Source organism: Streptomyces sp. MB09-01 (assembly GCF_033794505.1).
Lineage (GTDB): Bacteria > Actinomycetota > Actinomycetes > Streptomycetales > Streptomycetaceae > Streptomyces.
The window spans coordinates 1-23,375 of sequence record NZ_JARAYQ010000034.1 but is presented as its reverse complement, the minus strand read 5'-3'; the positions used below and the strand labels follow the sequence as shown (position 1 = coordinate 23,375).

General features: G+C 74.8%; 17 protein-coding genes. 6 read left to right on the top strand and 11 right to left on the bottom strand.

Annotation, left to right across the window (positions count from 1 at the left end):
- The first annotated feature begins 12 nt into the window (after positions 1–12).
- Together PV721_RS10525 and PV721_RS10520 are read left to right on the top strand one after the other, a co-directional pair.
- Positions 13–2,034: an O-antigen ligase family protein gene (locus PV721_RS10525; RefSeq protein WP_319722646.1), complete on the top strand. Its 2,022-nt coding sequence runs from the start codon at positions 13–15 to the stop codon at positions 2,032–2,034.
- A complete protein-coding gene (locus PV721_RS10520) occupies positions 1,980–2,951 on the top strand; it encodes a glycosyltransferase family 2 protein (RefSeq protein ID WP_319722644.1) in 972 nt (323 codons plus the stop codon). The genes PV721_RS10525 and PV721_RS10520 overlap by 55 nt, the downstream gene beginning before the upstream one ends.
- Here the strand turns inward: PV721_RS10520 and PV721_RS10515 are convergent.
- From PV721_RS10515 to PV721_RS10465, 11 genes are all read right to left on the bottom strand, one after another.
- Positions 2,948–3,748 carry a glycosyltransferase family A protein gene (locus PV721_RS10515; protein ID WP_319722642.1) on the bottom strand — a complete coding sequence of 267 codons (801 nt, stop codon included), beginning with the start codon at positions 3,746–3,748 and terminating at the stop codon, positions 2,948–2,950. The genes PV721_RS10520 and PV721_RS10515 overlap by 4 nt on opposite strands.
- 13 nt (positions 3,749–3,761) lie before the next feature.
- Complete coding sequence (locus PV721_RS10510) at positions 3,762–4,832, bottom strand: hypothetical protein (RefSeq protein WP_319722640.1); 1,071 nt, start codon at positions 4,830–4,832, stop codon at positions 3,762–3,764.
- Positions 4,833–4,836: 4 nt separating this feature from the next.
- Complete coding sequence (locus tag PV721_RS10505; RefSeq protein WP_319722639.1) at positions 4,837–6,288, bottom strand: oligosaccharide flippase family protein; 1,452 nt, start codon at positions 6,286–6,288, stop codon at positions 4,837–4,839.
- Positions 6,285–7,028, bottom strand: a complete 744-nt coding sequence (locus tag PV721_RS10500) for a chain length determinant protein (RefSeq protein WP_319722637.1) — start codon at positions 7,026–7,028, stop codon at positions 6,285–6,287. Before PV721_RS10500 ends, PV721_RS10505 begins: the two co-directional genes overlap by 4 nt.
- Before the next feature lie 22 nt (positions 7,029–7,050).
- Complete coding sequence (gene wecB, locus PV721_RS10495) at positions 7,051–8,193, bottom strand: non-hydrolyzing UDP-N-acetylglucosamine 2-epimerase (RefSeq protein ID WP_319722635.1); 1,143 nt, start codon at positions 8,191–8,193, stop codon at positions 7,051–7,053.
- A 3-nt stretch (positions 8,194–8,196) separates the two neighbouring features.
- Positions 8,197–9,453, bottom strand: coding sequence for a nucleotide sugar dehydrogenase (locus PV721_RS10490; protein WP_319722633.1), 1,257 nt, complete (start codon positions 9,451–9,453; stop codon positions 8,197–8,199).
- Entirely contained in the window at positions 9,453–10,223 is a 771-nt protein-coding gene (locus PV721_RS10485; protein ID WP_319722631.1) for a WecB/TagA/CpsF family glycosyltransferase, read from the bottom strand. Before PV721_RS10485 ends, PV721_RS10490 begins: the two co-directional genes overlap by 1 nt.
- The gene (locus PV721_RS10480; protein ID WP_319722629.1) at positions 10,220–11,389 is read right to left on the bottom strand and encodes a hypothetical protein; all 1,170 of its coding nucleotides are present in this window, start codon (positions 11,387–11,389) and stop codon (positions 10,220–10,222) included. The genes PV721_RS10485 and PV721_RS10480 overlap by 4 nt, the downstream gene beginning before the upstream one ends.
- 407 nt (positions 11,390–11,796) lie before the next feature.
- A complete protein-coding gene (locus PV721_RS10475) occupies positions 11,797–12,396 on the bottom strand; it encodes an acyltransferase (RefSeq protein WP_319722627.1) in 600 nt (199 codons plus the stop codon).
- A gap of 163 nt (positions 12,397–12,559) precedes the next feature.
- Entirely contained in the window at positions 12,560–13,504 is a 945-nt protein-coding gene (locus PV721_RS10470; RefSeq protein WP_319722626.1) for an AIR synthase-related protein, read from the bottom strand.
- A gap of 96 nt (positions 13,505–13,600) precedes the next feature.
- Positions 13,601–15,025: an MFS transporter gene (locus tag PV721_RS10465; RefSeq protein ID WP_319722624.1), complete on the bottom strand. Its 1,425-nt coding sequence runs from the start codon at positions 15,023–15,025 to the stop codon at positions 13,601–13,603.
- A gap of 238 nt (positions 15,026–15,263) precedes the next feature.
- Between PV721_RS10465 and PV721_RS10460 the strand changes: the two genes are divergently transcribed.
- From PV721_RS10460 to PV721_RS10445, 4 genes are read left to right on the top strand one after another with little or no spacing between them, the layout of a single operon-like run.
- Complete coding sequence (locus PV721_RS10460; RefSeq protein ID WP_319722622.1) at positions 15,264–16,268, top strand: AfsA-related hotdog domain-containing protein; 1,005 nt, start codon at positions 15,264–15,266, stop codon at positions 16,266–16,268.
- A gap of 5 nt (positions 16,269–16,273) precedes the next feature.
- The gene (locus tag PV721_RS10455) at positions 16,274–18,982 is read left to right on the top strand and encodes an AfsR/SARP family transcriptional regulator (RefSeq protein ID WP_319722620.1); all 2,709 of its coding nucleotides are present in this window, start codon (positions 16,274–16,276) and stop codon (positions 18,980–18,982) included.
- 20 nt (positions 18,983–19,002) lie between these two features.
- Positions 19,003–21,270 carry an ATP-binding protein gene (locus PV721_RS10450; protein ID WP_319722618.1) on the top strand — a complete coding sequence of 756 codons (2,268 nt, stop codon included), beginning with the start codon at positions 19,003–19,005 and terminating at the stop codon, positions 21,268–21,270.
- Complete coding sequence (locus tag PV721_RS10445) at positions 21,261–22,988, top strand: AMP-binding protein (RefSeq protein WP_319722616.1); 1,728 nt, start codon at positions 21,261–21,263, stop codon at positions 22,986–22,988. The genes PV721_RS10450 and PV721_RS10445 overlap by 10 nt, the downstream gene beginning before the upstream one ends.
- Positions 22,989–23,375 lie beyond the last annotated feature (387 nt).

Below are 23,375 nucleotides of genomic sequence, written 5' to 3'. Positions count from 1 at the left end.
GCAGGGGTGTTCGTGAGCATTCGTGACATGGCCGCGGTGCTGCGACGTCGCTGGTACGTGATCGTGCCGGCCATCCTGCTCAGCCTGCTGGCGGCGCTCCAGCTGTACCGGTCGGTGCCGGTGGCGTACCAGTCGCAGAGCTCGGTCGCGCTGCTCGACTCCAGCGCGGCCTCCCAGCTGCCGCCCGCCTTCGGCAACCCCATATCCAACGCGGGCGGCACCCTGGTCGTGACGGCGGACGTGCTGATCAGGACGCTGTCCGGGGCCGACGCCGCCCGCGACCTGCACAGCCTGGGCGTGACCGATCCGTACACCGTCGGGTTCGCCGCGAACACCTCGGGCCCGCTGCTGACGATGACGGTCACGGGCACCGACCGGGGGAAGGTGCTGGAGGAGACGAACACGCTGACGGCCTTCGCCGGCGAGCAGCTCAACGCGCTCCAGACGGCGGCCAAGGTCCAGCCCGCCTACTTCGTGCAGAGCACGCCGGTGGTGCTGCCGCAGACCCCGGTGGCGCAACTCAAGAGCCGCTACCAGCAGGTGCTGGGGGTCCTCATCCTCGGTGTCAGCAGCGGGTTCACCCTCTCCTTCGTGGCGGACGCCCTGCTGGCGGCCCGCCGCCGCAGGCGCGAGGGCCCCGCCGGGGCCACCGCGCGAGGGCGCGCCGGCCGCCGCAGGTCCCGGGGCCGCCACGTCGACGCCACCGCCCTGCTCACCGGCTATCTGGCGCTGGCCTTCTTCATCCCGTCGAACCTGACGCTGCCGGGCCTGGGCGGGGTGGGCACCCCGGCCAACGTGTTCGCCCTGCTCGCCCTGCTCTGGTACCTCGCGACCTGGCTCACCGGCCGGATCCGGCCGGCTCCCGGGACCCGGCTGCCCCGGGTCGCCATGTGGCTGCTGGCCGTGTCGGTGCTGGCCTCCTACATCGCGAACGCGGGCCGCGGGAGCGTGCGCAAGGAGCTCCTCGGCGCGGACCGCGGCCTGATCGCCCTGCTGGTGTGGGTGGCACTGGTGGTGCTGGTCTCCGCCGGCATCCAGGACCGCTCGCGCCTGGACGTACTGCTGCGCCGGGCCGTGGTGATGGGGACGATCGTGGCCGCCATAGGGTTCTACGACTTCTTCACGGCGACGAACATCGCCGACAGCATCGGCATCCCCGGGCTGCAGTCGAGCGTCCCGCAGATCGCGACGCTGGACCGGGGGGCGTTCACCCGGCCCCGGTCCACCACGGCGCAGCCGCTGGAGTTCGGCGGGATGCTGGCGCTGCTGCTGCCCTTCGCCGTGCAGCAGGCCTTCGATCCGGTACGCAAGCACCTGCGGGCGTGGCGCCGCTGGGGGCCGGTGGTGCTGATGGGCGGGGCGCTGCCGCTGACGGTGTCGCGCACCTCGATCATCGGGGCGCTGATCGTGATCCTGGTGATGGTGCCGCGCTGGAAGCCGCAGCGCAGGTGGAGCGCGATCGGTGTGCTGCTGGGCGCGGTGGCCTGCTTCAAGATCATCATCCCGGGGCTGATCGGCACCATCACGGCGCTGTTCGCGTCCTTCCTGACGAACTCCGACAGCAGTACCCAGGCCCGTACGGTCAAGTACAGCGCGATCGTCCCCTACCTGGACGAGCGCCCGTTCGCCGGACGGGGTCTGGGCACCTTCATCCCCGAGCTGTACTTCTTCACCGACAACCAGTACATGCTGACCCTCGCCGAGATGGGCTTCCTGGGGCTGTTCGCGCTCCTGTTCCTGTTCCTCACCGGCATCCACCAGGGCGGGGCGATCCGCCGGCTGGCCGCCGGCGAGTCCGACCGGGAGCTCGGGCAGGCGTTCTTCGCCTCCGCCGTCGTCGCCCTCGTCGTCAGCGCCACCTTCGACGCACTCAGCTTCCCGATGTTCGCCGGGATGTTCTTCCTGACGATCGCCGCCGGAGGCAGCTACCTCGGCTTCATCCGGCGCGCGGCGCCGAAGCCCCGATCCGTGGAGTTCCCATGTCTTCCCGCCGCCCAGCCTCCCCTCAGCCCCTCCCCGGCTCCGGCCCGGTAGCCGTCCTCGTCGTCACCTGGAACAGCGCTGCGGTGCTCCCCGCGTTCCTCGCCTCGCTGCCGGAGGGGATGGCCGGGCTCGACTGGCGCCTGGTCGTCGCCGACAACGACTCGGCCGACGACACCGTGGACGTGCTCCGCTCCCTGGCCCCTGAGGCGACGGTCGTCCAGACCGGCCGCAACGCCGGGTACGCGGCCGGGGTGAACGCCGCTCTCGGCGCCGCCGCCGAGTGGGAGGGCGGCTTCCGGGCGGCCCTGGTGTGCAACCCGGACGTCCGGATGCGGCAGGGCTGCGCCGCGCTGCTCCTGGACGCGCTCGGCGCCGCGGCGCCCGGCGGCGGACGGGTCGGGATCAGCGTCCCGCTGCTGTACGAGGAGGACGGCCGGACGCTCCTGCACTCGCTGCGCCGCGAGTCGCGCGTGACCCGCGCCCTCGGCGAGGCGGTGATCGGCAACCGCCGGGCCGGGCGGTTCCCGCGCTGGAGCGAACTGGTCACGGACCCGGCCGCGTACGAGCGGGCGACGGTCGCCGACTGGGCCACCGGCGCGCTGATGGCCCTGTCGCGGGAGTGCCTGGACGCCTGCGGGGCCTGGGACGAGTCCTTCTTCCTGTACTCGGAGGAGACCGAGTACTGCCTGCGGGCGCGGGACCACGGTTTCGTCACCCGGCTGGAGCCGGCGGCGGCGGCCACCCATCTCGGCGGGGACTCGCAGGTCTCGCCGCGCCTGTGGACCCTGCTGACGCTCAACCGGGTGAGGCTCTACGGGCGCCGCCACGGAGCGGCGGCGACGGCCGCCTTCCGGGCGGCGGTCCTGCTGCGGGAGACCTCGCGGGCCGTCCTCGGCCGCCCCGCCAGCCTGGCGGCCGCCCGCGCCCTGGCCAGCCCGTCCGCACTGCGCGCCACCCCCGGTCCCTAGGGGGTGTCCTGCCAGGCGGTCCAGAAGCTGTCCGGGTTGACCAGGTAGCGGACGGTGGGGCGGGGCAGGTGGCGGACCTCGTGGCGGCGGGCGTAGCGGCGGACGAGCTCCCAGTCCTCGCGGGGCAGCACCTCGGGGGTGCGGCGCAGCCGGCTGAAGTACAGGGACCGGTTGCGCCGGGCCACGAAGGCGTTGGTGTCCAGGAAGGCCTCGTGGGCGGCGCGGCGGCGGTCGAAGGGCACCGACAGGACGTCCCGTTCGGTGCCGTCGGGCAGCACCCTGCGCAGTGCGGTGTAGACGGCGTCGGGGCCGCCGGAGGGCTCCAGTACCGCCAGGGCCTGCTCCAGGTGGTCGGGCTCCCAGAGGTTGTCGTCGTCCAGGAAGGCCACGTACCGGGAGCGGGTGAGCCGGATGCCCACGTTGCGGACGATGCCGGCGGTGGCGGTGTTGCGGGCCAGGGAGACCGCGAACAGCCGCGGGTCCGCGGGCAGTTCGGGCAGCCCTGCGCCGTCGTCGACGACGATGACCACCTGGTCGGTGACGGTCTGCGCCAGCGCCGAGCGGACCGCCGCGCCCAGTCCCTCGGGGCGCCGGTGGGTGGGGATGACGGTGGCGACGAGCGCGGCCGGGGGCCGGCCCAGGAGGGCGGCGAGACGGGCGGCCTCGGCCTCCTCGAAGCGCCGCAGCCGCACTGCGGAGGGGAAGAGCAGGAGCTTGTTGCGGGCCTCGAAGAGCACCAGCCAGCCGAAGGCCCGCTTGAGCAGCGCCCAGGGGGCCCGTGCGATCCGGCGCATCATCAACTCTCCGTGGTCAGCCGGTGGGTTCGGGGACGACGGGCCGGCCGTCGGACATGCGGTTGCCCTTCCACACGTTCCCGGCGCCGCCCGCGTTCCAGGCGGCGACCGGGCCGTAGGCTCCGGCGCCCGGGTGGTACTGGGTGGAGAAGACGTTGTCGGTGACCTGGATGCCGGTGGCGCCCGGGCCGCCGCCGTAGAGCGCGTACGCTCCCCCGGCCAGCCAGTTGCCGTCGACGACCACGGAGGAGACGACCCCGGTGTCGGCGAACAGGCCCACGGCCGCGGTGGCTCCCCGGTCCACCGGGGTGGAGTTCAGCAGGGTGTTGTGGCGCAGGATCAGCCGGCCCTTGTTGCCGCCCCCGCTGATGACGGCGTCGGTGTGCTGCCATTCCCCGCCCTGGTTGCGGAACGCGACGAGGTCGTGCACGTAGTTGTCGTGCAGGTCCCCCTGGCCCATGGACAGGGCGTTGCCGAAGACCGAGATGTCGCACCAGCCGACCTCGATGGAGCTGGCGCCCATGTTGGAGACGGCGTAGTTCACCCCGCCGTTGTCGGGGCCCTTGCCCGGCACGGCGGTGATGGTGGTGTGCAGGACCTTCAGCCCGCTGAAGCCGGGGCGCAGGTTGATCCCCCACCAGTTGGTGGAGGTGATCCTGCTGTCGATGACGGTGACGTCGTTGGCGTAGATGTCGAGCGAGCCGCGGATGTCCCAGCCCTTGATGACCGTGCCGTCCTTCTTGACCGACATGTTCCCCGTGTCGTGGCGCTCCAGGGCGATCCGCGGGCCGGTGCTGCTCGCGTCGGGGAATCCGCAGGCGCCGGGCGAGGCGCACGCGGAGGCGGAGGCCGAGGGCGACGGTTCGGCCGTGCCCGGTGCGGGCGTCGGGGAGGGGGTGGCCGAGGGGCTCGGCGTGGCGCCGGGCGCGGGCGCGCCGCTACCGGAGGGGGCCGCGGAAGGTGTCGCGGACGGCGCGGCCGCGTGCTCGCCCACGCCGGTGCGGTCCGCCTGGAAGAGGGTCAGTACGACGGCCAGCACGACGCCGGCGAGCAGCCACGCCCCCAGCCGCCTTCGGTGCTGTGTCACGGCGCTACCCCCGGAGCAACGAGCGGCTGGGCAGGACGCACAGCCCGTAGACGAGCGTGGCGGCGATCGTGGTCGCCAGGAGCGCGAGCACCCCGTCGCCGAGGTACCGCTCCAGGCCTAGGACCACCGCGGCCATCACCGTCCCGCCGAGCAAGGGCCAGGCGCAGGCCCGGGCGACGACGGCGAACCGGATGCCGCCGCGGTGCAGGGCGACCAGGTACACCGGCACCACGACGACCGCGGCGACCAGGACCTGGCCCTGGGCCACCCCCGCGATCCCGCCGGTGCGGGCACCGGCCACGAGGACCGGGATCAGGAGGAGGAGCCATATTCCCTGGACGGCGATGAGTGAGCGGCGACGGCCGATGGCCACCAGGCAGTCGTAGGCGAGTTCGCAGCCGATGCGGATCAGGCCGAGGGCCATCAGCCAGGGCAGTGCGCGGGCGGCGGGCCCCCAGCGCTCCCCGTAGACGAGCTCCACGATCGGTCCGGCGAGGCCGGCCAGCAGCACGCAGAGCGGGACGGTGACGGTCACCAGGACGGCGAGGGCGCGGCCGAATCCGTCGGCCAGGGCCTTCGGGGACTCGGCGAGCCGGGAGAAGCCGGCGAAGGAGACCCGGCGGGCCGCCTCGGAGACGATCCGTACGGGCCAGCCGGAGATGTTGAACGCGAGCACGTAGAAGCCGAGGGCCAGCTGGTCCAGGGTCGAACCCACCACCATGGGCGGCACGTTGGCGACGCCGAGGGCGAGCAGGCTGGCCCCGGCGAGCGGCAGCCCGAAGCGGAGCAGGGCCCGGGCCTGTTCCCGGTCCCAGCCGAACCGCAGGGTGCCGGGGGCCGCGAGGCAGCAGCCGACGAGCGCGCCCGCGCTGCCGGCGACGGCGCCCCAGGCGAAGCTCATGGCGCCCCAGCCCTGGACGGCCAGCAGCAGGGTCACCGTGGTGCTGAGCACGAAGTTGACCGCGTCGACGGCCATCCGCCGCCCCTGTGCGAAGGCGCGGGTGAGGAAGCCCGCGGGCACCTGGGACAGGCCGTCGAGGACCACGACCAGGCACATGACCCGCAGGACGCCGGAGGCCTCGGGCGAGCCGAGTACGTCGGCCACGGCGGGGGCCGACGCGAACAGCACCACGTACAGCAGGCAGCTGGACAGGGCGCTGAGGGTGAGGACGGTCGGGGCGAAGCGGCGCGGGTCGCCCTCCCAGCGGATGATCGCCAGTGAGACGCCGAGTTCGTTCGCGGAGAGCAGGACCAGCAGCACCGTCTGCGCGATCCCGTACACGCCCCAGGCCTCGGGTCCGAGGAAGAAGCGGGCCAGGACGATCCCGGTCACGAAGTTGCCGAGGCGCATGACCACGGTGTTGATCAGGCTCCACCGGGCGGCCGAGCCGACCTTCCGCCCGAGCGACGGCGCCGCCGCCGGGGCGGTCTGGGTGTCCGTTCCCGCGGCGGTCACGGCGATCCGGCCGAACGGGAGCCGGCCGGGTGGGCGACGGTCATGCGCAGGGTGGCCGTCGGGTCACCGGCGTCGTCCGCGGCCGGTCCGCCGGGCTCGCCGCCTTCGCCGGGGGCGGGCCGGTGCTTGCGGGGCGACGGCCGCTGCCGCTTGCGGGCCTCCGCGAAGAAGGTGGCCACCAGGCTGAGCACGAAGCCCAGCGCGCCCGCCATGACCAGGAACTGGAGCCTGGCCTTGGTCTGTGCCTGCGGCTTCTGGGGAGGCACGATCGTCGACATCCGGATCATGGCGTCGGGGGCCACCGACTGCTGGCTCTGGAACTCCTGCAGCCGCTTCTCCGCGTAGGTGGTGAGGATCTCGTCCGACTTCAGCACGGCGGCCGGGTCGGTCCCGACGACGCTCAGCCACATGTAGGGGCCGAGCGCGTTGTCGGCGATCTTCGCCTCGTGCACTCCGGTGACGCCCAGGGCCTTGAGGTCGGCCTTGGCGCCGTCGGAGTTGAGGTTGCGGGCCAGACCGTCGGCCATCCCGGTGAGCGAGGCCTGGGTGCTCAGGAAGGGGTTGCCGTCGAAGGCCACCGTGGCCTTCTCCGAGTTCAGCAGCGTCACCGTGCTCTGCGAGCGGTACTCCACCGGGACCAGCAGGTACACGGCGGCGGTGAGCACCGCCGTGATCAGCAGTCCGGGCAGCAGCACGTACCAGCGTCTGCGCATGACCCGCCAGATCTCCGCGAGATCCATGGTCTTCCCCTTCGAATTGCGTTTACAGCACGTGCTGTTGATCGGTGGCCGACCCGCGCGGGACGAGGTCGGTCGGGCGCGGCCGTGTGTGCGCGGGCGGGCCGTCGAGCAGGACCGCGGCGATGCGTTCGCTCGCCCGGCCGTCCCATAGTCCGGGGCAGCGGGGCGCGGGCGGGTGGTCGAGCACCCGGTTCACGGTGGCCGTGATGCGGTCCGGATCCGTGCCCGCGAGGACGTTGGTGCCCTCCTCGACGGTGATGGGGCGCTCGGTGTTGTCCCGGAGGGTCACACAGGGCACGCCCAGGGCGGTGGTCTCCTCCTGGACGCCCCCGGAGTCGGTGAGCACCAGGCGCGCGGAGTCCTGCAGGGCGATGAAGTCGAGGTATCCGGCCGCCGGTACGAGCCTGATCCCGCCGGGCACGCCCAGTTCGGCGAGCCGTTCGGCGGCCCGCGGGTGCACGGGCAGCAGCAGCGGGCAGCGGTCGGCGATCTCGCCCAGGGCCTTGAGCAGGCCGCGCAGGGCGGCGGGGTCGTCGACGTTGGCCGGGCGGTGCAGGGTGACCAGGCCGTAGCCGCCGCGGGTGAGTCCGTACCGGTCCAGGACGTCCGACTTCCTGGCCCGGTCCAGATTGGCGAGGAGGGTGTCGATCATGACGTTGCCCACGACGTGGATCTGGTCCTCCCGGTAGCCCTCCGCCCGCAGGTTCGCGGCCGCGTCGGGCGAGGGGACGAGGAGGTAGTCGCTGAGCCGGTCGGTGGCGACCCGGTTGACCTCCTCCGGCATGCTCCAGTCCCGGCTGCGCAGGCCGGATTCCACGTGGGCCAGCAGCGGGCCGGCCTTCGCGGTGACCAGGGCGCAGGCGAGGGTGGAGTTGATGTCGCCGACCACCACCACCGCGTCCGGAGCCAGTTCCTCGAGCAGCGGCTCGAAGGCGGCCATCACCCGCCCGGTCTGCTGGGCGTGGGTGCCGGATCCGGCGCCCAGGTACCGGTCGGGCGGCCGGATGCCGAGGTCGCGGAAGAACACGTCGTTCATGGACTCGTCGTAGTGCTGTCCGGTGTGGACGAGGATCACCTCGGCGCCGCGGCGCTCCAGTGCGTCCATCACCGGTTTGATCTTCATGTAGTTGGGCCGGGCCCCGGCCACGCAGACGATCCTGGTCATGGGTCAGAGCACCTCCACCTTCGGTCCGGTCATGCGGTTGCGGGTGTCGAGGACGAAGGAAGCGTGCTCCTCGATCATCTGGTAGTCGAAGGAGTCGTGGTCGGTGAGCAGGACGACCACGTCGGCGGCCGCCACTTCCTTGCGGGTGGGCTCGACCCGGACGAGCCGGGCGTCGACCTTGATGCTCTCCACGACGTGGGGGTCGACGGCGCGGACCTTGGCCCCCATGTCGAGGAGCAGTTCGGCGATGCGGACGGCGGGCGACTCCCGCGCGTCGCCGGTGTTCTTCTTGTAGGCGAGCCCCAGCAGCAGCACCTTGGAGCCGTTGACCGAGCGGCGCTTGGCGTTGAGCGCGTCGATCACGCGGCGGGTCACGTACTCGGGCATGTGGTTGTTGATGTCGTTGGCGAGTTCGACGAAGCGGAAGTTCTGGCCGAGTTCGCGCTGCACCCGCCAGTTCAGGTACGAGGGGTCGATCGGCAGGCAGTGGCCGCCGACGCCCGGCCCGGGGGTGAACTTCATGAAGCCGAAGGGCTTGCTGGAGGCCGCGTCGATGGCCTGCCAGACGTCGATGTCGAGGTGCCGGGCGAACATCGCGATCTCGTTGACCAGGGCGATGTTCACGTGCCGGAAGGTGTTCTCCAGCAGTTTCGCCAGCTCGGCCTCCTTGGGCGAGCGGACGGGGACCGTGGTGTCGACGAGTTCCCCGTAGAAGGCCTCGACGGCCTTGAGGGAGCGGGCGTCGACTCCGGAGACCACCTTGGGGGTCTGCTGGAAGCCCCAGACGGTGTTGCCGGGGTCGATGCGCTCGGGGCTGTAGCCGAGGTGGAAGTCCTCTCCCGCGGTGAGCCCGGAGCCGTCCTCCAGGATCGGCGCGAAGAGCTCCTCGGTGGTGCCCGGGTAGGTGGTGGACTCCAGGACGACGGTCGCGCCCGGGCGCAGGAAGCGGGCCAGGGTGTGCGCCGACTCCTCGATGTAGCGCAGGTCGGGGGCGCCGTCCTGTAAGGGGGTCGGCACGGTGACGACGGCGACGTCGAAGCCGCCGCAGTCCCGGGCCAGTTCGCTCGGGCGGTAGGAGCCGTTGGCCAGCGCCCGGTTCAGCCGTTCGGAGGAGACGTCCTCCACGTACGATTCGCCGGCGGCGAGGCTCTTGACCCGCCGCGCGTCCACGTCGTACCCGATCACCTGGTGTCCGACCTCGGCGGCCCGGACGGCCAGCGGCAGTCCGACGTATCCCTGTCCCACGACGACGACGCGCATCAGTGACTCCTGTTCGCGGAACCGGCAGACGGTGTGCGGTGGATGAGCTCCCGGACCGTCATGGCCAGGAAGGCGGCGTTGGTGGTGAGGTAGCGCTTGCCGAGACGGCGCGGCTCCTGGAGGGTGCGGTAGAACCATTCGAGTCCCATCCGCTGCCAGACCAGCGGGGCCCTCCTGGTGACGCCGGCGAGGATGTCGAAGGAGCCGCCGACGCCGTGGACGACGTGCGCGCCGGTGCGCTTGCCGTAGCCCGCGGTGAAGATCTCCTTCTTGGGCGAGGTCATCCCGAGGAACAGCATCCGGGCGCCGCTGTCCGCGACGCCGTCGGCGATCGGCTCCTGGTCGGAGTCGGCGAAGTAGCCGTTGCGGCTGCCGGCCACCCGCAGTCCGGGGAAGCGTTCGGAGATCTGCCGGAGCATCAGTTCCAGGACGGCCTGTTCGGCGCCGAGCAGGTAGACGGGGATGTCCGCCACCTCGGCCGCCGCGAGCAGCCGCATGAACAGGTCGATGCCCGCGACCCGTTCGGGCAGCCGCACGCCCAGGACGCGGCCGGCCCAGACCACCGCCTGGCCGTCGGCCAGGACGAGGTCGCAGCCGGCGACCGCCTCGGCGAGACGGGGGTCGCGCCGCATGTTGACCAGCTTGGCGGCGTTGACCATGCCGATCTCGATCTGTTCACCGCGCCGCACCGCGTCGAGGCATCGCTGCACGGTCTCGTCCATGGTCAGGGGATCGAGCGCGATCCCGAAGAGGGTGGGCCGTCGGGTCATCTCGGCAGCCCCCCGAGCCAGGCGAAGAGCATCCAGCCGAACTCGTACGGGCGGCATTCCCGGTCCACCGCGAGGGGCCGGAAGATCCGGTCCAGCGGGGCGAGCCGGGCGCCGGGAGCCACCCGGGTGGTGAGCCCGCGGGCGGCGCGGACGGCCTTCTTCGGGTCGCCGCGGTAGACCTTGCGCCAGGTGACGCCGAAGTCCTCGCGGATCATCGGCTCCCGCGGGGTCCCGGCGGGACCGGCGAGCTCGGGCACGTCGGTCATCCAGCGCAGACCCTTGCGGACGGCGGCGCCGAAGTCGGTGCCGCCCGCGTCGGCCAGGTCGAGCAGCGCGGTCGGGGCCATGGCGTGCTGGTGCACGCTGTAGACCGGGTAGCCCTCGATCACTCCGCCGCGGCGGGCGTCGTAGTGCCACCACCACTGGCCGCCGTCGCCCTGCAGGGCGCAGATGCGGGCGGCGCAGGCGTCGGCGGCCGCGAGGGCCTCCGGGTCGCCGCCGCTCGCGTGCAGCCGGGCCAGTGCCTGGAGCGGATAGGTCTGGTCGGCGAAGCAGGCCACGTGGGAGCGGTATCCCGGTACCAGCCCCGGCCCGGTGGCGTGCGGGAAGAGCGGGCCGTCGCCCGTCCTGGCCGCCAGCAGGCGGGTGCGGGCGGCCGCGAGGCGGTCCTCCACGTCCACCGCGGTGCGCGCGGCGGCGAGGGCGGAGAGCACCCAGGCCGCCTCGACGGTGTACTGCGGCCGCCCGGGCACGTCCAGCGCCGCCACCCGGTCGAGGGCGTCGGACAGCTTCGGGTGGCCGGTCTCGGCGGCGGCCCAGGCGATGAGTGCCGCGTCGCCGAGGTTCACCACCCCCGGCAGCCGCTCCACGAGCAGGCCCGCGAACTCCTCGGCGGAGCGTCCGCCGAACAGGGCGCGCTGGCGGTCCGCGGGCAGGAAGCGGGCGCCCAGCGCCGTGATGGCCGCGTACCGGGTGCTGGTCCCCCGCTGCTCCAGGCGGCGGGTGCCGTCGGGCGGGACGGTCCCCGCCCTGGTGAACACGAAGGTCTCGGCGCCCGGCAGGTACATCGCGGGAAGTCCCGCCTCGGCCAGCGCGAGCAGCCGCTCGGCGAGGGCGTGCAGCGGCAGGTCCTCGCCGGCCAGTGCTCCTAATCGTGTGCTGGTCATCGGGTCCCCACCCCGACTCCCCGGGTGCTCCGCGCACCCCGTATGCCCGCGCCGTACGGCACCAAGACACCTACCCCCTCTGATCGCTCCTCGGAGGGGGATTGCGCATGACGGCGACGCCCGTGCCGCCGGTGTCGTCCTACCGGTGGCACGAGCCGTCCGGAGGCTGCGTCTGGACCCCCCAGCGATGCCTCGGACTGGAGCATGCGTGATCGGCAGTGCCAGCAGGCGCGTGGTGTCCGCGCCGGCCGTCACACTGCCCGCGATGCCCTCGTCGTGTTACAACCCCCCACTGAGCACGGTCTGTTGCGTGCTCAGATCCCGTATACAGGGACAAGGTATGCCCACGGATGTTCGTTGATTGCGGTTTTGAGGAAATGCCGATGACGTAGTTTGCCGACGTTCCGTCAGGTTCGCTCGAGGAGCGTGCCGTCCTTCTCGTCGTGCAGCGCGCCGGTGCGCGGGCACTCCCATACGCCGGGCTCGCCCGCGCGCTCCACCAGACGGACCCCGGCCCGGCCCACCCAGCCGATCCGCCGCGCCGGCACGCCCGCCACGAGCGCGAAGTCCGGTACGTCCTTCGACACGACGGCGCCGGCCGCGACCAGGGCCCAGCGTCCGACCCGCACCCCGGCCACGCACACCGAGCGGGCTCCCAGCGAGGCCCCCTCGGCGACCACGACCCCGGCGGGCTCCCAGTCGCCGTCGCGCTTGAGCCGGCCGTCGGGTTCGACCGCGCGGGGGTAGAAGTCGTTGGTGAGGACGGCCGCCGGACCGATGAACACGCCGTCGCCGAGCTCGGCCGGCTCGTACACGAGCGCGTAGTTCTGGAGCTTCACGTGGTCCCCGATCCGCACGCCGGGGCCGACGTACGCCCCGCGCCCCACGATGCACCCGCGCCCGAGCCGGGCCTCCTCCCGTATCTGCGCCAGATCCCAGATCGTGGTTCCCTCACCGAGCTCGGCGCTCTCGTCGACCTGGGAGGAGGGTTGAATGCGGACACTCACGGCGCGGTCCCCTTACGGTTCGCGAGGCGTTCGGACGTACGGACGCACGTCCGTACGGGCCGAGCATATGCGCCGACGGGACGCCCCACCGGCCGATCAACCAACCGTCCGCGAAACGGATTTGGGCGTTCCCCACCCTGCCGGGGCCGGCCGCGGCGGACGGTCAGAGGAGACGTTCGGGGACGGAGCCGGGCGGGACGGTGCGCGTGTGGAGGCGGCCGTCGGGAGCCAGGAACTCCACGTCGCCCATCGGGTCGGCCGTGACCTCTCCGACGACGGCGGCCCGGCGTCCGTAGGGGTGGGCGCGCAGCGCCGCCAGGACCCGGGCGGTGTGCTCCGGCGGGACGAACAGGCAGAGGCAGCCCGCACAGGCCGCGTCCAGGGGCGCCAGGCCCCGGGCTCCGAGGGCCACCCGGGCCTCGTACCGGACGGGCAGGGCGGCCTCCTCGACGCACAGCGTCAGGCCGCGGCCCGCGGCGCACTGGCGCAGCACCTCCGCCAGGCCTCCCGCGACCACCGTGCGGGCGTGGCGGACGTCGGCGCCCACCGCCCGCAGCAGGCCGCCGAGCGGGGCGCAGTCGCTGGGCACGTGGTGCTCGTACCCGAGGCCGTCGCGCAGCGAGACCAGGTGGGCGGCGTGGCTGCCCAGCGGCCCGGTCACCAGGATGCGGTCGCCCGGCCGGACCGAGTCGAGTTCCAGGGCCGGTGCGCCGGGGACCGGCACCCCGAAGGCGGTCGCGGTGACGAAGACCCGGTCGGCCTCGCCCGCGCGGACGACCTGGGTGTCGACGGCCGCGATCGTGACCCCGGCCTCGGCGGCGGCCGAGCGCACCGAAGCGATCAGCCTGTGCACCAGCTCCAGCGGCAGCCCGGCCTCCAGCACGATGCCGAGGGCGACGTGCCGGGGTTCGGCGCCGGTGACGGCCAGTTCGTTGACCGCTCCGCAGACGGCGACCCTCCCGATGTCGCCGTTGCCGAAGAAGGGCGGGTCGACGACGTACGTGCCGGTCCGGACGATGACGCTCCGGTCCGGGAGGAGCTCTTCCTCGATCAGGGCCCGTACCCCCGGACCGAAACCGACCTGGGCCCACCCCTGTGTGTACGTCACGCCATCCCCCGATGCCCGCGAGCCATGATCGTCCCATCATCCTGCGCCTACGGGGTCCCGCATACCCGTGTCACCGGATACGCGACGGATGAGGGGTCAATAGGGGCGGCGGCCCGTACGTCCGTATCCGCGCAGCAGGACGACGGCGACCGCGGTGGCGAGGGCCGGGAGGAGGACGAACCCGGCCAGCATGCCCAGTTCGGCGGTCGCGCTCTGCTCGGCGGCGCGGCCGGTGCCGGAGGAGACGTAGCCGGAGAGCTGGAGCACGAGGCCGTAGAGGAAGGGGCCGAGGGCGACGCCGAGCGCCTCACCGGTGGTGAACAGGCCGGACAGGACTCCCGCCTGGCGGCGCTCGGTGCGGGCGGTGTCATCGGCGATGCACTGCGGCAGCATCGCGTACAGGAAGAGCAGCTGGCCCGCGTGGCCGGTGCCCGCGAGCGCCATGGTGGCGAGCACCGCCGCCGGGGGCAGCACGGGCGCCGCGAGGAAGAGCAGGCAGCCGGCGGCGAAGAGCGCGGAGGCGAAGGCGTGGCCGCGGCGGCCCCGCAGCCGCGACCAGAGCGGCAGGGTCAGCAGGTTGGGGGCGACGAACGCGGCCACCATGGGGCCGACCCCGGCGGAGTCGTGCAGCACGTGGTCGGCGAAGTACGGCGCGCCCGCGAGGAGGACCCCGGTCGCGACGGACTGGGCGACCACGCACCGCAGCAGTGCCATGAAGGAGGGGTTGCCGCGGGCCGCGGCGAACTGGCGGCGCAGGCTGGGCTCGCTCTCCAGGACCCGGCCGCGGCGGCCGCCGCCGGAGGTGCCGGCGAAGACCCAGAGCGCGCCCAGGGCGATGACCGCCCCGCCGAACACGCCGGCCCAGCGGTGCCCGGCGAGGCCGCCGCCACCGGCCTCGACGAGGGCGGGAGCGGCGGCGCCGGTGACGAGGGCCGCCACCCCGATGACGGCGACCCGCCCGCCGACCAGCCGCATCCGGTCCTCGTCGCGGTCGGCGAGCTCGGCGGGCATGGCGACGTACGGCACTTGGAAGAAGGCGAACGCGGTGGCGGTGAGCAGGTAGCCGGCCGCGGTGAACCATGCGCCGGCGGTGCCCGGCAGCGGGCCCGCGAAGGTCAGCGCGAAGGCCAGGGCCATCGCGAGGCCACCGCCCAGGACGTACGGGCGGCGGGCGCCCCAGCGGGTGCGGGTGCGGTCGCTGGCCCGCCCGACCAGCGGGTTGAGCAGCGCGTCCCACGCCTTGGGGACGAAGACGATCGCACCGGCCAGCGCGGCGCCCACGCCCAGGGTGTCCGTGAGGTACGGGAGCAGGAGCAGGCCGGGGAGGGTGGTGAAGGTACCGGTGACGAGCGATCCCGAGGCGTAGCCGAACCGGAGCCGGGCGGTCGGAGCGCCCGGCGCCCGGCCCGGCGGTCCCGACGGTCCCGGTGCTCCGGGTCCCGTCGGTGCCGTCGGTGCTCCCGCCGGCTCCGCACGGTCCGGTACGGCGCGGGGGGTGCGCGCGGACCCTGTGGTGGCCATCGGGGGTTCCCTTCCGGGATCGGGGAGAGCAGTGGTTCGAAGCCCCGCCCGAAGGGTGGGGGACGTCCCGGGGCGGGGCCTCGGTAGGAACGGTGCCGCCCGCCGCATGGACGTCGCTAAAGCCCCCGCGGGCCCGGCGGGGCGGGACGAGTTCCTGCCATGCACGTTGCTGACACCGGCGCCGGGTGGCTGCCCGCTCCGCCACCGCTCCACCATGGCTGCAGAGAAGGAGAGGGACATGACAGTCGACAACGGCACGACCTCGCCCCCCACCATCCATGGACACGCGACCGCGGGCACCCAGCACCTGATCCACCGTCCGCCCACGCGGGCGTACTACGCCCTGGACGCTCCCAGCCTGGGGGAGGAGCACTTCACCCTCGTCGGCGCGACTCCCGTCACCCACCCGCTCTTCAACGACGGCCCGGCACACTTCCACGACCTGCAGATCGCCACCGAGACGGTGCGCGAGATCGGCGAGTTCGTCGGGCACCGCTACTTCGGCGTGCCGGACGACCGGCCCGGCCTCTTCTACCGCTTCACCCTCGACTTCACCGACCTCTCCGCGTGGCGCACGGACGCGGGCGCCGCCGGCCCCGTCCCCCTGGCGACCCACATCACGGCCCGCCCGGCGAACGTGGTGGCCGAGGTGCCGCGTGGGCTCGACTTCCACCTCCAGGTCACCATCGACGGCCGCCCGTGCGCGACGGGCGCCGCCGGCCTGGTCTTCCTCATGCCGAAGCTGTACCGCAAGCACGTGGAGCACTCCCGACAGGCCCTGCAGGCCGCGCCCGAGCTCGATGACGCCCCGGACGGCCCGCTGCGCCCCCTCGACCGCGCCGAGGCGGGCCGATACGCCTCCGAGAACATCGTGATCAGCGAACCGACCGACGTCTCGCGCGGCCGGCTCAGCACCTGGCTGCTCTCCACCCGGGTCAGCCCCGTGTTCACCGGCGAGGACGGCCAGTACTCCGGTCTGCACCTGATGGAGGCACTGCGCCAGACGTCGCTGCTCGCTTCGGGCCGCGCGCACGGACTCAACCCCGCGCGCAGCACGCTGGGCGCCTGCCAGGTGCACTTCCGCGGCCCGGCGGAGCGCGACCTGCCGCTGCGCTGCGTGGCGGTGGCCGGGCCGCTGGAGCGGGACGAGGAGGGGCGGCCGGCCGTTCCCGTCACGCTCACCCTGACGCAGCGCCGCCGGGCCGTCGCCGAGGCCCGTACCTCCGTGGTGCAGGACTACTGAGCACCATGCGCTTCGGGATTCTGGGCCCGCTCGAGGTCACCGGCGGTACGGGCCCCACGGACACCGGCCAGGTGACGTCGTACGCCCCGCAGGCCGCCAAACTGCGGGTCGTCCTCGGCACGTTGCTGGTCCGGGCGAACGACGTCGTGTCGGTGGAGAGCCTCATCGACGAGCTCTGGCCGGACGCGCCGCCGCGCACCGCGACGACGACGCTCCAGGTGTACGTCTCCCACCTGCGCAAGACCCTGCAGAGCGCCGACCCGGAGAACGGCCGGGAGGCGCTGGTCACCCGCCGGCCGGGCTATCTGCTGCGGGTCGGTGCGGACGCGGTCGACAGCACGGCCTTCGAGGACCTGTCCCGGCGCGGCCACCAGGCCCTGCAGGCGGGCGACTTCGCCACCGCCGCCGATCTGCAGCGGCGGGCGCTCGCGCTGTGGCGGGGGCCGGTGCTGTCGGACACCCCCCACGGTCCCGTGCTGGAGGGCGCTGCAGTGCGCCTGGCGGAGGCACGCACCACCGCGCTCGACGAGCGCATCCGGGCCGAGCTCCACCTCGGGCTGCACCGTGAACTGGTCGCCGAACTCCAGGAGCTGGTCGCCGAGCACCGGATGCACGAGGAGTTCCACACCCATCTGATGGTGGCGCTGTACCGGTGCGGCCGGCAGGCCGAGGCCTTACGGGTGTTCGCGCTGCTGCGCGCGACCTTGGTCGAGGAGCTGGGGATCGAGCCGGGTCCGTCGTCGAGCCGGCTCCAGCGGCGCATCCTGGAGGGCGACCCGGCGCTGTCCCGGCCCCGGGCCGGCACCAGGGCCGAGGCGGGGACCGCGACGGGGCCGGAGACCGGAACGCGGGGCGCGGGCGAGGCGCCGGCCGGGACCGAAGGCGCCTACGGCGAGCGGCCGGCAGGCGAGGGCGAGGCCACCGGCGGGGGCGCAGGCGCTCCCGCGGGCCGCCGGTCCGCGGCGCTCGAGGCGCTGCTGCCCGCCGCCGATCCCTGTTTCACCGCCCGGGCGGACGAACTCACCGCGCTGGAGCGGATGCTGCGCAGCGCCCCGGCGGGCGGCTGCGTCGCCGTGACGGGCATGCCGGGCGCAGGCAAGACCGCCCTCGCCGTCGAAGCCGCGCACCGGGTGGCGGACGCCTTCCCCGACGGGCGGATCTTCCTCGACCTGCGGGACACGGCCGGCCCGCCGGCGGAGGGGGCACAGGCCCTGGAACGGCTGCTGCACCGGGCCGGCGGGCCCGCCGACCCCGCGGACGGCCGCTCGACGGCCCCCCGCGTGCTGCTGATCCTGGACGACGTCACCTCCGAGACCCAGGTGCGGCCCCTGCTGCCCGCGCTGCGGGGCGCCGTGGTGCTGCTCACCGCGCGCCGCGTGCCCGCCGGGCTCCCCGGGCTGCGGTCCGTGGTGCTCGCACCGTGGCGTCCCGACGAGGCCGCGCGGCTCGCCGGCCTGTTCACCGGGCGTGCCGGGACCCGCGCGGTGACGCGCGGCGGCGCTCCCGCCCTCGATCCGGGGCCGGTCCCCGATCCGGGCACGGTCGCCGAGATCGCCGAACTGTGCGGGCGGCTCCCGCTCGCCGTACGGACCGCCGCCGCGCAGCTTGCGGCCCGGCCGCACTGGACGGCCGCCACCCTGGCGGACCGGCTGCGGGACGAGAGCGGCCGCCTGGACGCGCTGCGGACCGGCGACGTGGACGTACGGGCCCGCCTCCTGGCGGCGTACGCGGCGTGCCCCGACGACCAGCGGCGGGCCTTTCGGCTGCTGTCCCTGCTGCCGCCCGGCCGGTTCGGCGCCCGGGAGGCCGCGGCCGCGCTGGACGTGACCGGACCGCAGGCCTCGGCGGCCCTGGAAGCCCTGGCCGACGAGCGGCTGGTGGCGGCGGACCGGGACGGCTGGCACCTCCCCGAGCTGCTGCGGCTGCTGGCGGCGGAGCGGCTGGCCCTGGAGGAGCGGACCGGGGCGGCCCGTGCGGGGGCCGAGCGCGTGTGCCGGGCGTACGCGGTCGCCGCCGCGGAGCCCGGCCGCGGACCGGAGCAGGGAGCGCGCGGGCTCGTACGCCTGGCCAGGACCGCGTACGACGCCGGTCTGTGGGAGCTGACCGTACGGCTGACGGACGCCCTGCCCGGCGGGTCGGTGCAGGACGAGGGCGAGGCCGCCTACACGCTGGCGCTGGACGCCGCCGAGCGGTGCGGGGACCGGTCGGCCCAGGCCCGGATGCTGCGCTCGCTCGGCGATCTCGCCTGGCAGTACCGGCGCGTGGAGCGGGCCCACGAGGTGTTCTCCGGGGCACTGGCGCTCGCCCGGGCGGCGGACGACGAGGAGGAGGCGGCCCGCGCCCTGGTGGGGCTGGCCGAACTGCGGCTGGACGCCGGGGAGTCGGCGGAGGCCGCCGCCCTGCTGGAGCCCGCCCTCGCCGCCCTGTCGGCGCCCGGCCGCACGCGGGGCCGGTACGAGGCGAGCCGGGCGCGGGCGCTGCTGGCGCTGGCGCAGGAGGGGCCGGAGACCGCGCGGGCCTGGTTCGGCGAGTGCCTGGAGCTGGCGGGCGCGCTGCGCGACCACCGGCTGGAGGTGTACGCATTGCGCTCGCTGCGCGCGCTGAGCACCCCGTCCGGTCCGGGCGCCGGTTCCGGCCGGGGTGCCGCGGCGGCGCGTGCCGTGGAGATCCGTCCTGGCCTCTGGCGGATCCGTCCGGCCGGTGTCCGCGCATGAACAGGAGGCAGGCCCCCGGCATGGGGGGAACCACGGCGCTGTCCCTCGGGCCGGCGACAGAGCTCGTGGGACGCGAGCTCGAGGCCGACGTGCTGCGGGAGCGGCTGCGGGACCCGTCGGTGCGGCTGGTGACGGTGACGGGGCGGGCAGGTGTGGGCAAGAGCCGGCTGGCCGTGGAGGTCGTACGGGAGATCGGCGGGGAGTTCGCCCGGGTGGCGGCCCTGGACCCCGCGGGTGTCCGCGCCGGGCTTCCGGAGCTCCCCGGACTGCCCGAGCAGCCGCCGGAGCTGCCCGTTCCGGCCGGCCTGCCCGGCCGGATGCTGGTGGTGCTCGACGGCTGCGACCACGAGGCGCGCCCGGCCGCCGCCGCGGCCGTGGAGGCCCTCACCGGGGATCCGCGCGTGGTGGTGCTGGCCACCGCCGTGGAGCCGCTCGGCGTGTACGGGGAGCAGCTGCTGCCGCTGGCGCCGCTGCCCGTGCCGGGGCCGCGGCGCGGGCCGGCCGGCGGCGCCGATCCGCACGAGGTGCGGGAGGCGGCCTCGGTCGCGCTGTTCGTGCGCCGGGCCCGGGACGCCGACCCGTCCTTCGCGCTCACCGAGGAGAACGCCGGGGCCGTCGCCGAGATCTGCACGCTGCTGGGCGGCCTGCCGCTGGCCGTCGAACTCGCCGCGATGCGGCTCCGGTTGTTCCCCCCGCACCTGCTGTCGGCGCGCCTGCGCGGCCGTACGACGATCCTGTCGGGCGGCCCTGCGAACGCGCCCGAGCGGCACCGCTCGCTCGCCGCGCTCGCCGAGTGGAGCTGCCGCGGACTGGACGACGGAGCCCGCGCCCTGCTGGGCCGGCTCTCGGTGTACGAGCCCGGCTTCGGCCTGCCGGCGGCCGGACTGTCGGCGGAGGCGGCCGTCGAGACCCTGCTGGACCGCGGGCTGCTCGCCGTGGTGGGCGAGGAGCAGGGGGAGCTGCGGCTGGCCGTGCCCGAGCCCGTACGGTCCCACTGCCGAGCCGAGTTGGCGGATTCGGGCCGGGAGGGTGCGGCGCTGGACGCGCACGCGGAGCGCTACCGCCAGCTGGTCACCACCGCATTGCCGGGTCTGCGGGGAACCGAACAGGGGCGGCTGCTGCGGGAGTCGGCGGCCGAGGCCGCGAACGTGAGCGGCGCCCTGCGGCGGCTGCGCGAGCGCGGCGACAGCGAGACGGTGGCCGCCCTGGTGCTCGGCTGCGGTCTCCCGTGGCTGGCACAGGGGCGACTGCGGGAGGGACTGGAGTGGTGCGACGACACCGTCGAGGCGGGCGGGGCGGCGCTGCCGGAGGGCGTACGGGCCCGGCTCGCCGACCTGTCCGGCGTCTTCGCGCTCGCCCTCGGCGATCCGCAGGAGGCCGTCCGCCGCCACCGGCACGCACTGGCCCTGGGCAAGTCCGTCGGCGACCGCCGGCAGAACGCGCTCGCCTCCGCCCGGCTCGGCGCGGCCCTGCTGCGGGCCGGTGATCCGGCGGGCGCGCGGGCCGTACTGGTGACCGCCCTCAACGCACTGGAGTCGATGGGCGTGACCGGGGGCGCGGCCGATGCGGCGGGCTCGCTCGCCGCCGTCCTGCGCGCCGAGGGGGACCGGCGCAAGGCGCAGGAGCTGCTGGACCGGTGCGTCGAGACGTTCCGGCGGACCCGCGACGGGCGGGGGCTCGCGGGCGCCCTGCGGACCGCGGCCGCGCTCGCCCTGGAAGGCGACGAGCCGGACCGGGCCGACCGGGCGCTGCGGGAGAGCCTGCGGCTGTACGGGTCCTTCGACGAGCGGACCGAACTGCCCGGCGCGCTGGAGGAGTTCTCCCTGCTGCTGCTCCGCACTGCGCCCGCCCAGCGGCCTCGGACGGTACGGCTGCTGGCGGCGGCCGACACCCTGCGCGGCGAGACGGGGGCGGAGGTGGCGGACGAGTGGCGCTCCGCGGCCGAGCGGGCCCGTGCGGAACTGAGCGCCCGCCTCGGCTGGACCGACTTCGCCGTGGCCTGGGCGGAGGGCGTCCGGATGACCGTGCCCGCGGCGGTGGCGGAGGCCCTTTCGTCGCCCGCGCCCTCGCGGCGGGCGGCGGCCGGGACGGCCCCCGAGGCGCAGTCCCTCACCCCGCGGCAGGTCCAGGTGGCCCTGCTGGTCTCCGAAGGTATGACGAACCGTCAGATAGCAGCCAAGCTGGACATCTCCGAGTGGACCGTCGTCAACCACGTCCGCCACGTGATGCGCCGCCTCGGGTGCAGTTCCCGCGTGCAGGTCGCCGGGGCGGTGGGCCGATGGGCCTGACCGGCTCCGCCGCGCCCGGTACGGCGGCCGCCTATCCGGGGCGGACGCCCGCCCGCCCGCTGGACCTGGTCCCGCCGGCCGAGGTCGCGGACCGGTTCCGGGCCGCCGGATGGTGGCGCCCGCAGACCTTCCTCGACGACCTGTACCGTACGGCCGCCCGCGCGCCCGAGCGCCCCGCGATCGTCTCGGAGCGCGCCCACCGCCCCGCCGGCCTGCGCCGGGTCACCCTCACGTACGCCCAGCTCGCCCTGTACGTCGACCGGTTCGCCGGCGCCCTGACCTCGCTCGGGGTCGCCCCGGGCGATCCGGTCGCCCTCCAGCTGCCCGACTGGTGGGAGACGGCGGCGCTCACCCTCGCCTGTCTGCGGGTCGGCGCGGTCGCCGTGCCTGTACTGCCGACGGTACGGGCCCACGGGCTGCACCGGATCCTGGACGGCACCCGGGCCCGGGTCTGCGTGGTGCCCGACGTCTGGGAGGGCTTCGCGCACGCGGAGGCCCTGGCGGACCTCGCCGGGCGGCTGCCGTGGCTGCGCCACCGGGTCGTCCTGGGGGACGCAGCGGCGACCGGAGCGGTCGATTTCGGCGCGCACTTCCAGCGCACCGCCCACGAGCGCACCGAGGCGGGCCTGCGCAGCCGGCCGCGCGGCGGGCAGGCCGACCGGCCCGCGCTGCTGATCAGCGTCATGGGTCTGCGGGACGCGTACACCTCGGTGCTGCACTCCCCCAACACCCTGTACGCGAACATCTCGGCCCAGAGCGGGCCCGACGGCCCGGGGCGGCGGCCGGACGAGGTCTTCCTGAGCACGCTGCCGCTCACCTCGCTGGCCTCGCTGATCTACACCGTGTGCTGGCCGCTGGCGGTCGGCGGGACGGGGGTCTACCAGGACGTGTGGGATCCGGGCCGATGCCTGGACCTGATGGCCGCGGCCGGGGTGGACCAGGTCTACGCGGAGCCGGCCTACCTCGCCGAGCTGGTCACCGCGCAGCGACGGCGTCCCCGGGAGACGGACCGGCTGCGGCTGGTGCTGTCGGGAGGCCGCACCAGCACCCCGGCGCCGCTCGCCGCCGAACTGCGCGAGGTGTTCGGCGTACCGGTGCTCTCCGTGTGGGGGGCGCCCGAACTCGGCATGGGGGCGCTGTCCGGGGACACCGCGCAGGGCGGTGACGGCGTCCGCCCGCTGCGGGGGCTGGAGGTGTCCGCCGCGGACACGAAGTCGGCCCTGGAGGTGCGCGGTCCCTCGGTCTGCCTGGCCACCTGGCGGCACGGCGCTCCGGCGCCGGTGGCCACCTGGGAGCGGGGGGACGGCTGGCTCGCCACGGGGGACCTGGCGACGGCCGACCGGAACGGCGGGATACGGGTCCTGGCCCGGGCCGGCACCCGGACCGGCGCCATCTTCATGGTCCCGGTCGCCGAGGTGGAGGAGCAGCTGCTGGCCCACCCGCGGGTGCGGGAGGCGGCGGTCGTCGCCTACACCGATCCCGAGCACGGGGAGCTGCCCTGCGCCGTCGTGGTCCCGACCGCCCTGGACCGGCCGCCGGGGCCGGCCGAACTGCGGGAGCACCTCGTCTCCCTGGGCGTCGCGGAGGCCTTCCTGCCCACGCGGCTGGAGATCGTCGGCGCGCTGCCGCGCGACGAGGGCGGCCGGGTCCGCCGCGGCGCCCTGCGGAACTGGCTGGCCCGGCTCCGCCCGGGCGGCCCCCGCCCGGCCCCGGACTGACCGGCCGGTCGCCTTGCCGGCAGGCCCAACGGCTGACGCGGGTCGCGGGGTTCTCGGCCCGCGGCCGATGTGCCGGGGGCGGCGGGCTTCGCCGGTTCGGGTGGGGCCGGCCTGACCGGCCGGCCGGGGTTCTCGGCCCGCGGCCCACGGCCCGATGCGCCGGGCTCGCCGGTTCGGGTGCCTCGGGCGCGGGATGGCTGCGCCGCTCGGCCGGGGGCCGTCCCCTGCGGGTGGGGCCGGCCGCGGGATGGCTGCGCCGCTTGGCCGGGGACCGTCCCCTGCGGGTGGGGCCGGGCGCGCGCCGGGGCGTCTCCTCGGGCGCCGAACGTGGCGGGGGGTCGGAGGGCCGAGGCACCTTGCGTTCGACGCCCTGCGGGGAGCGCCCCG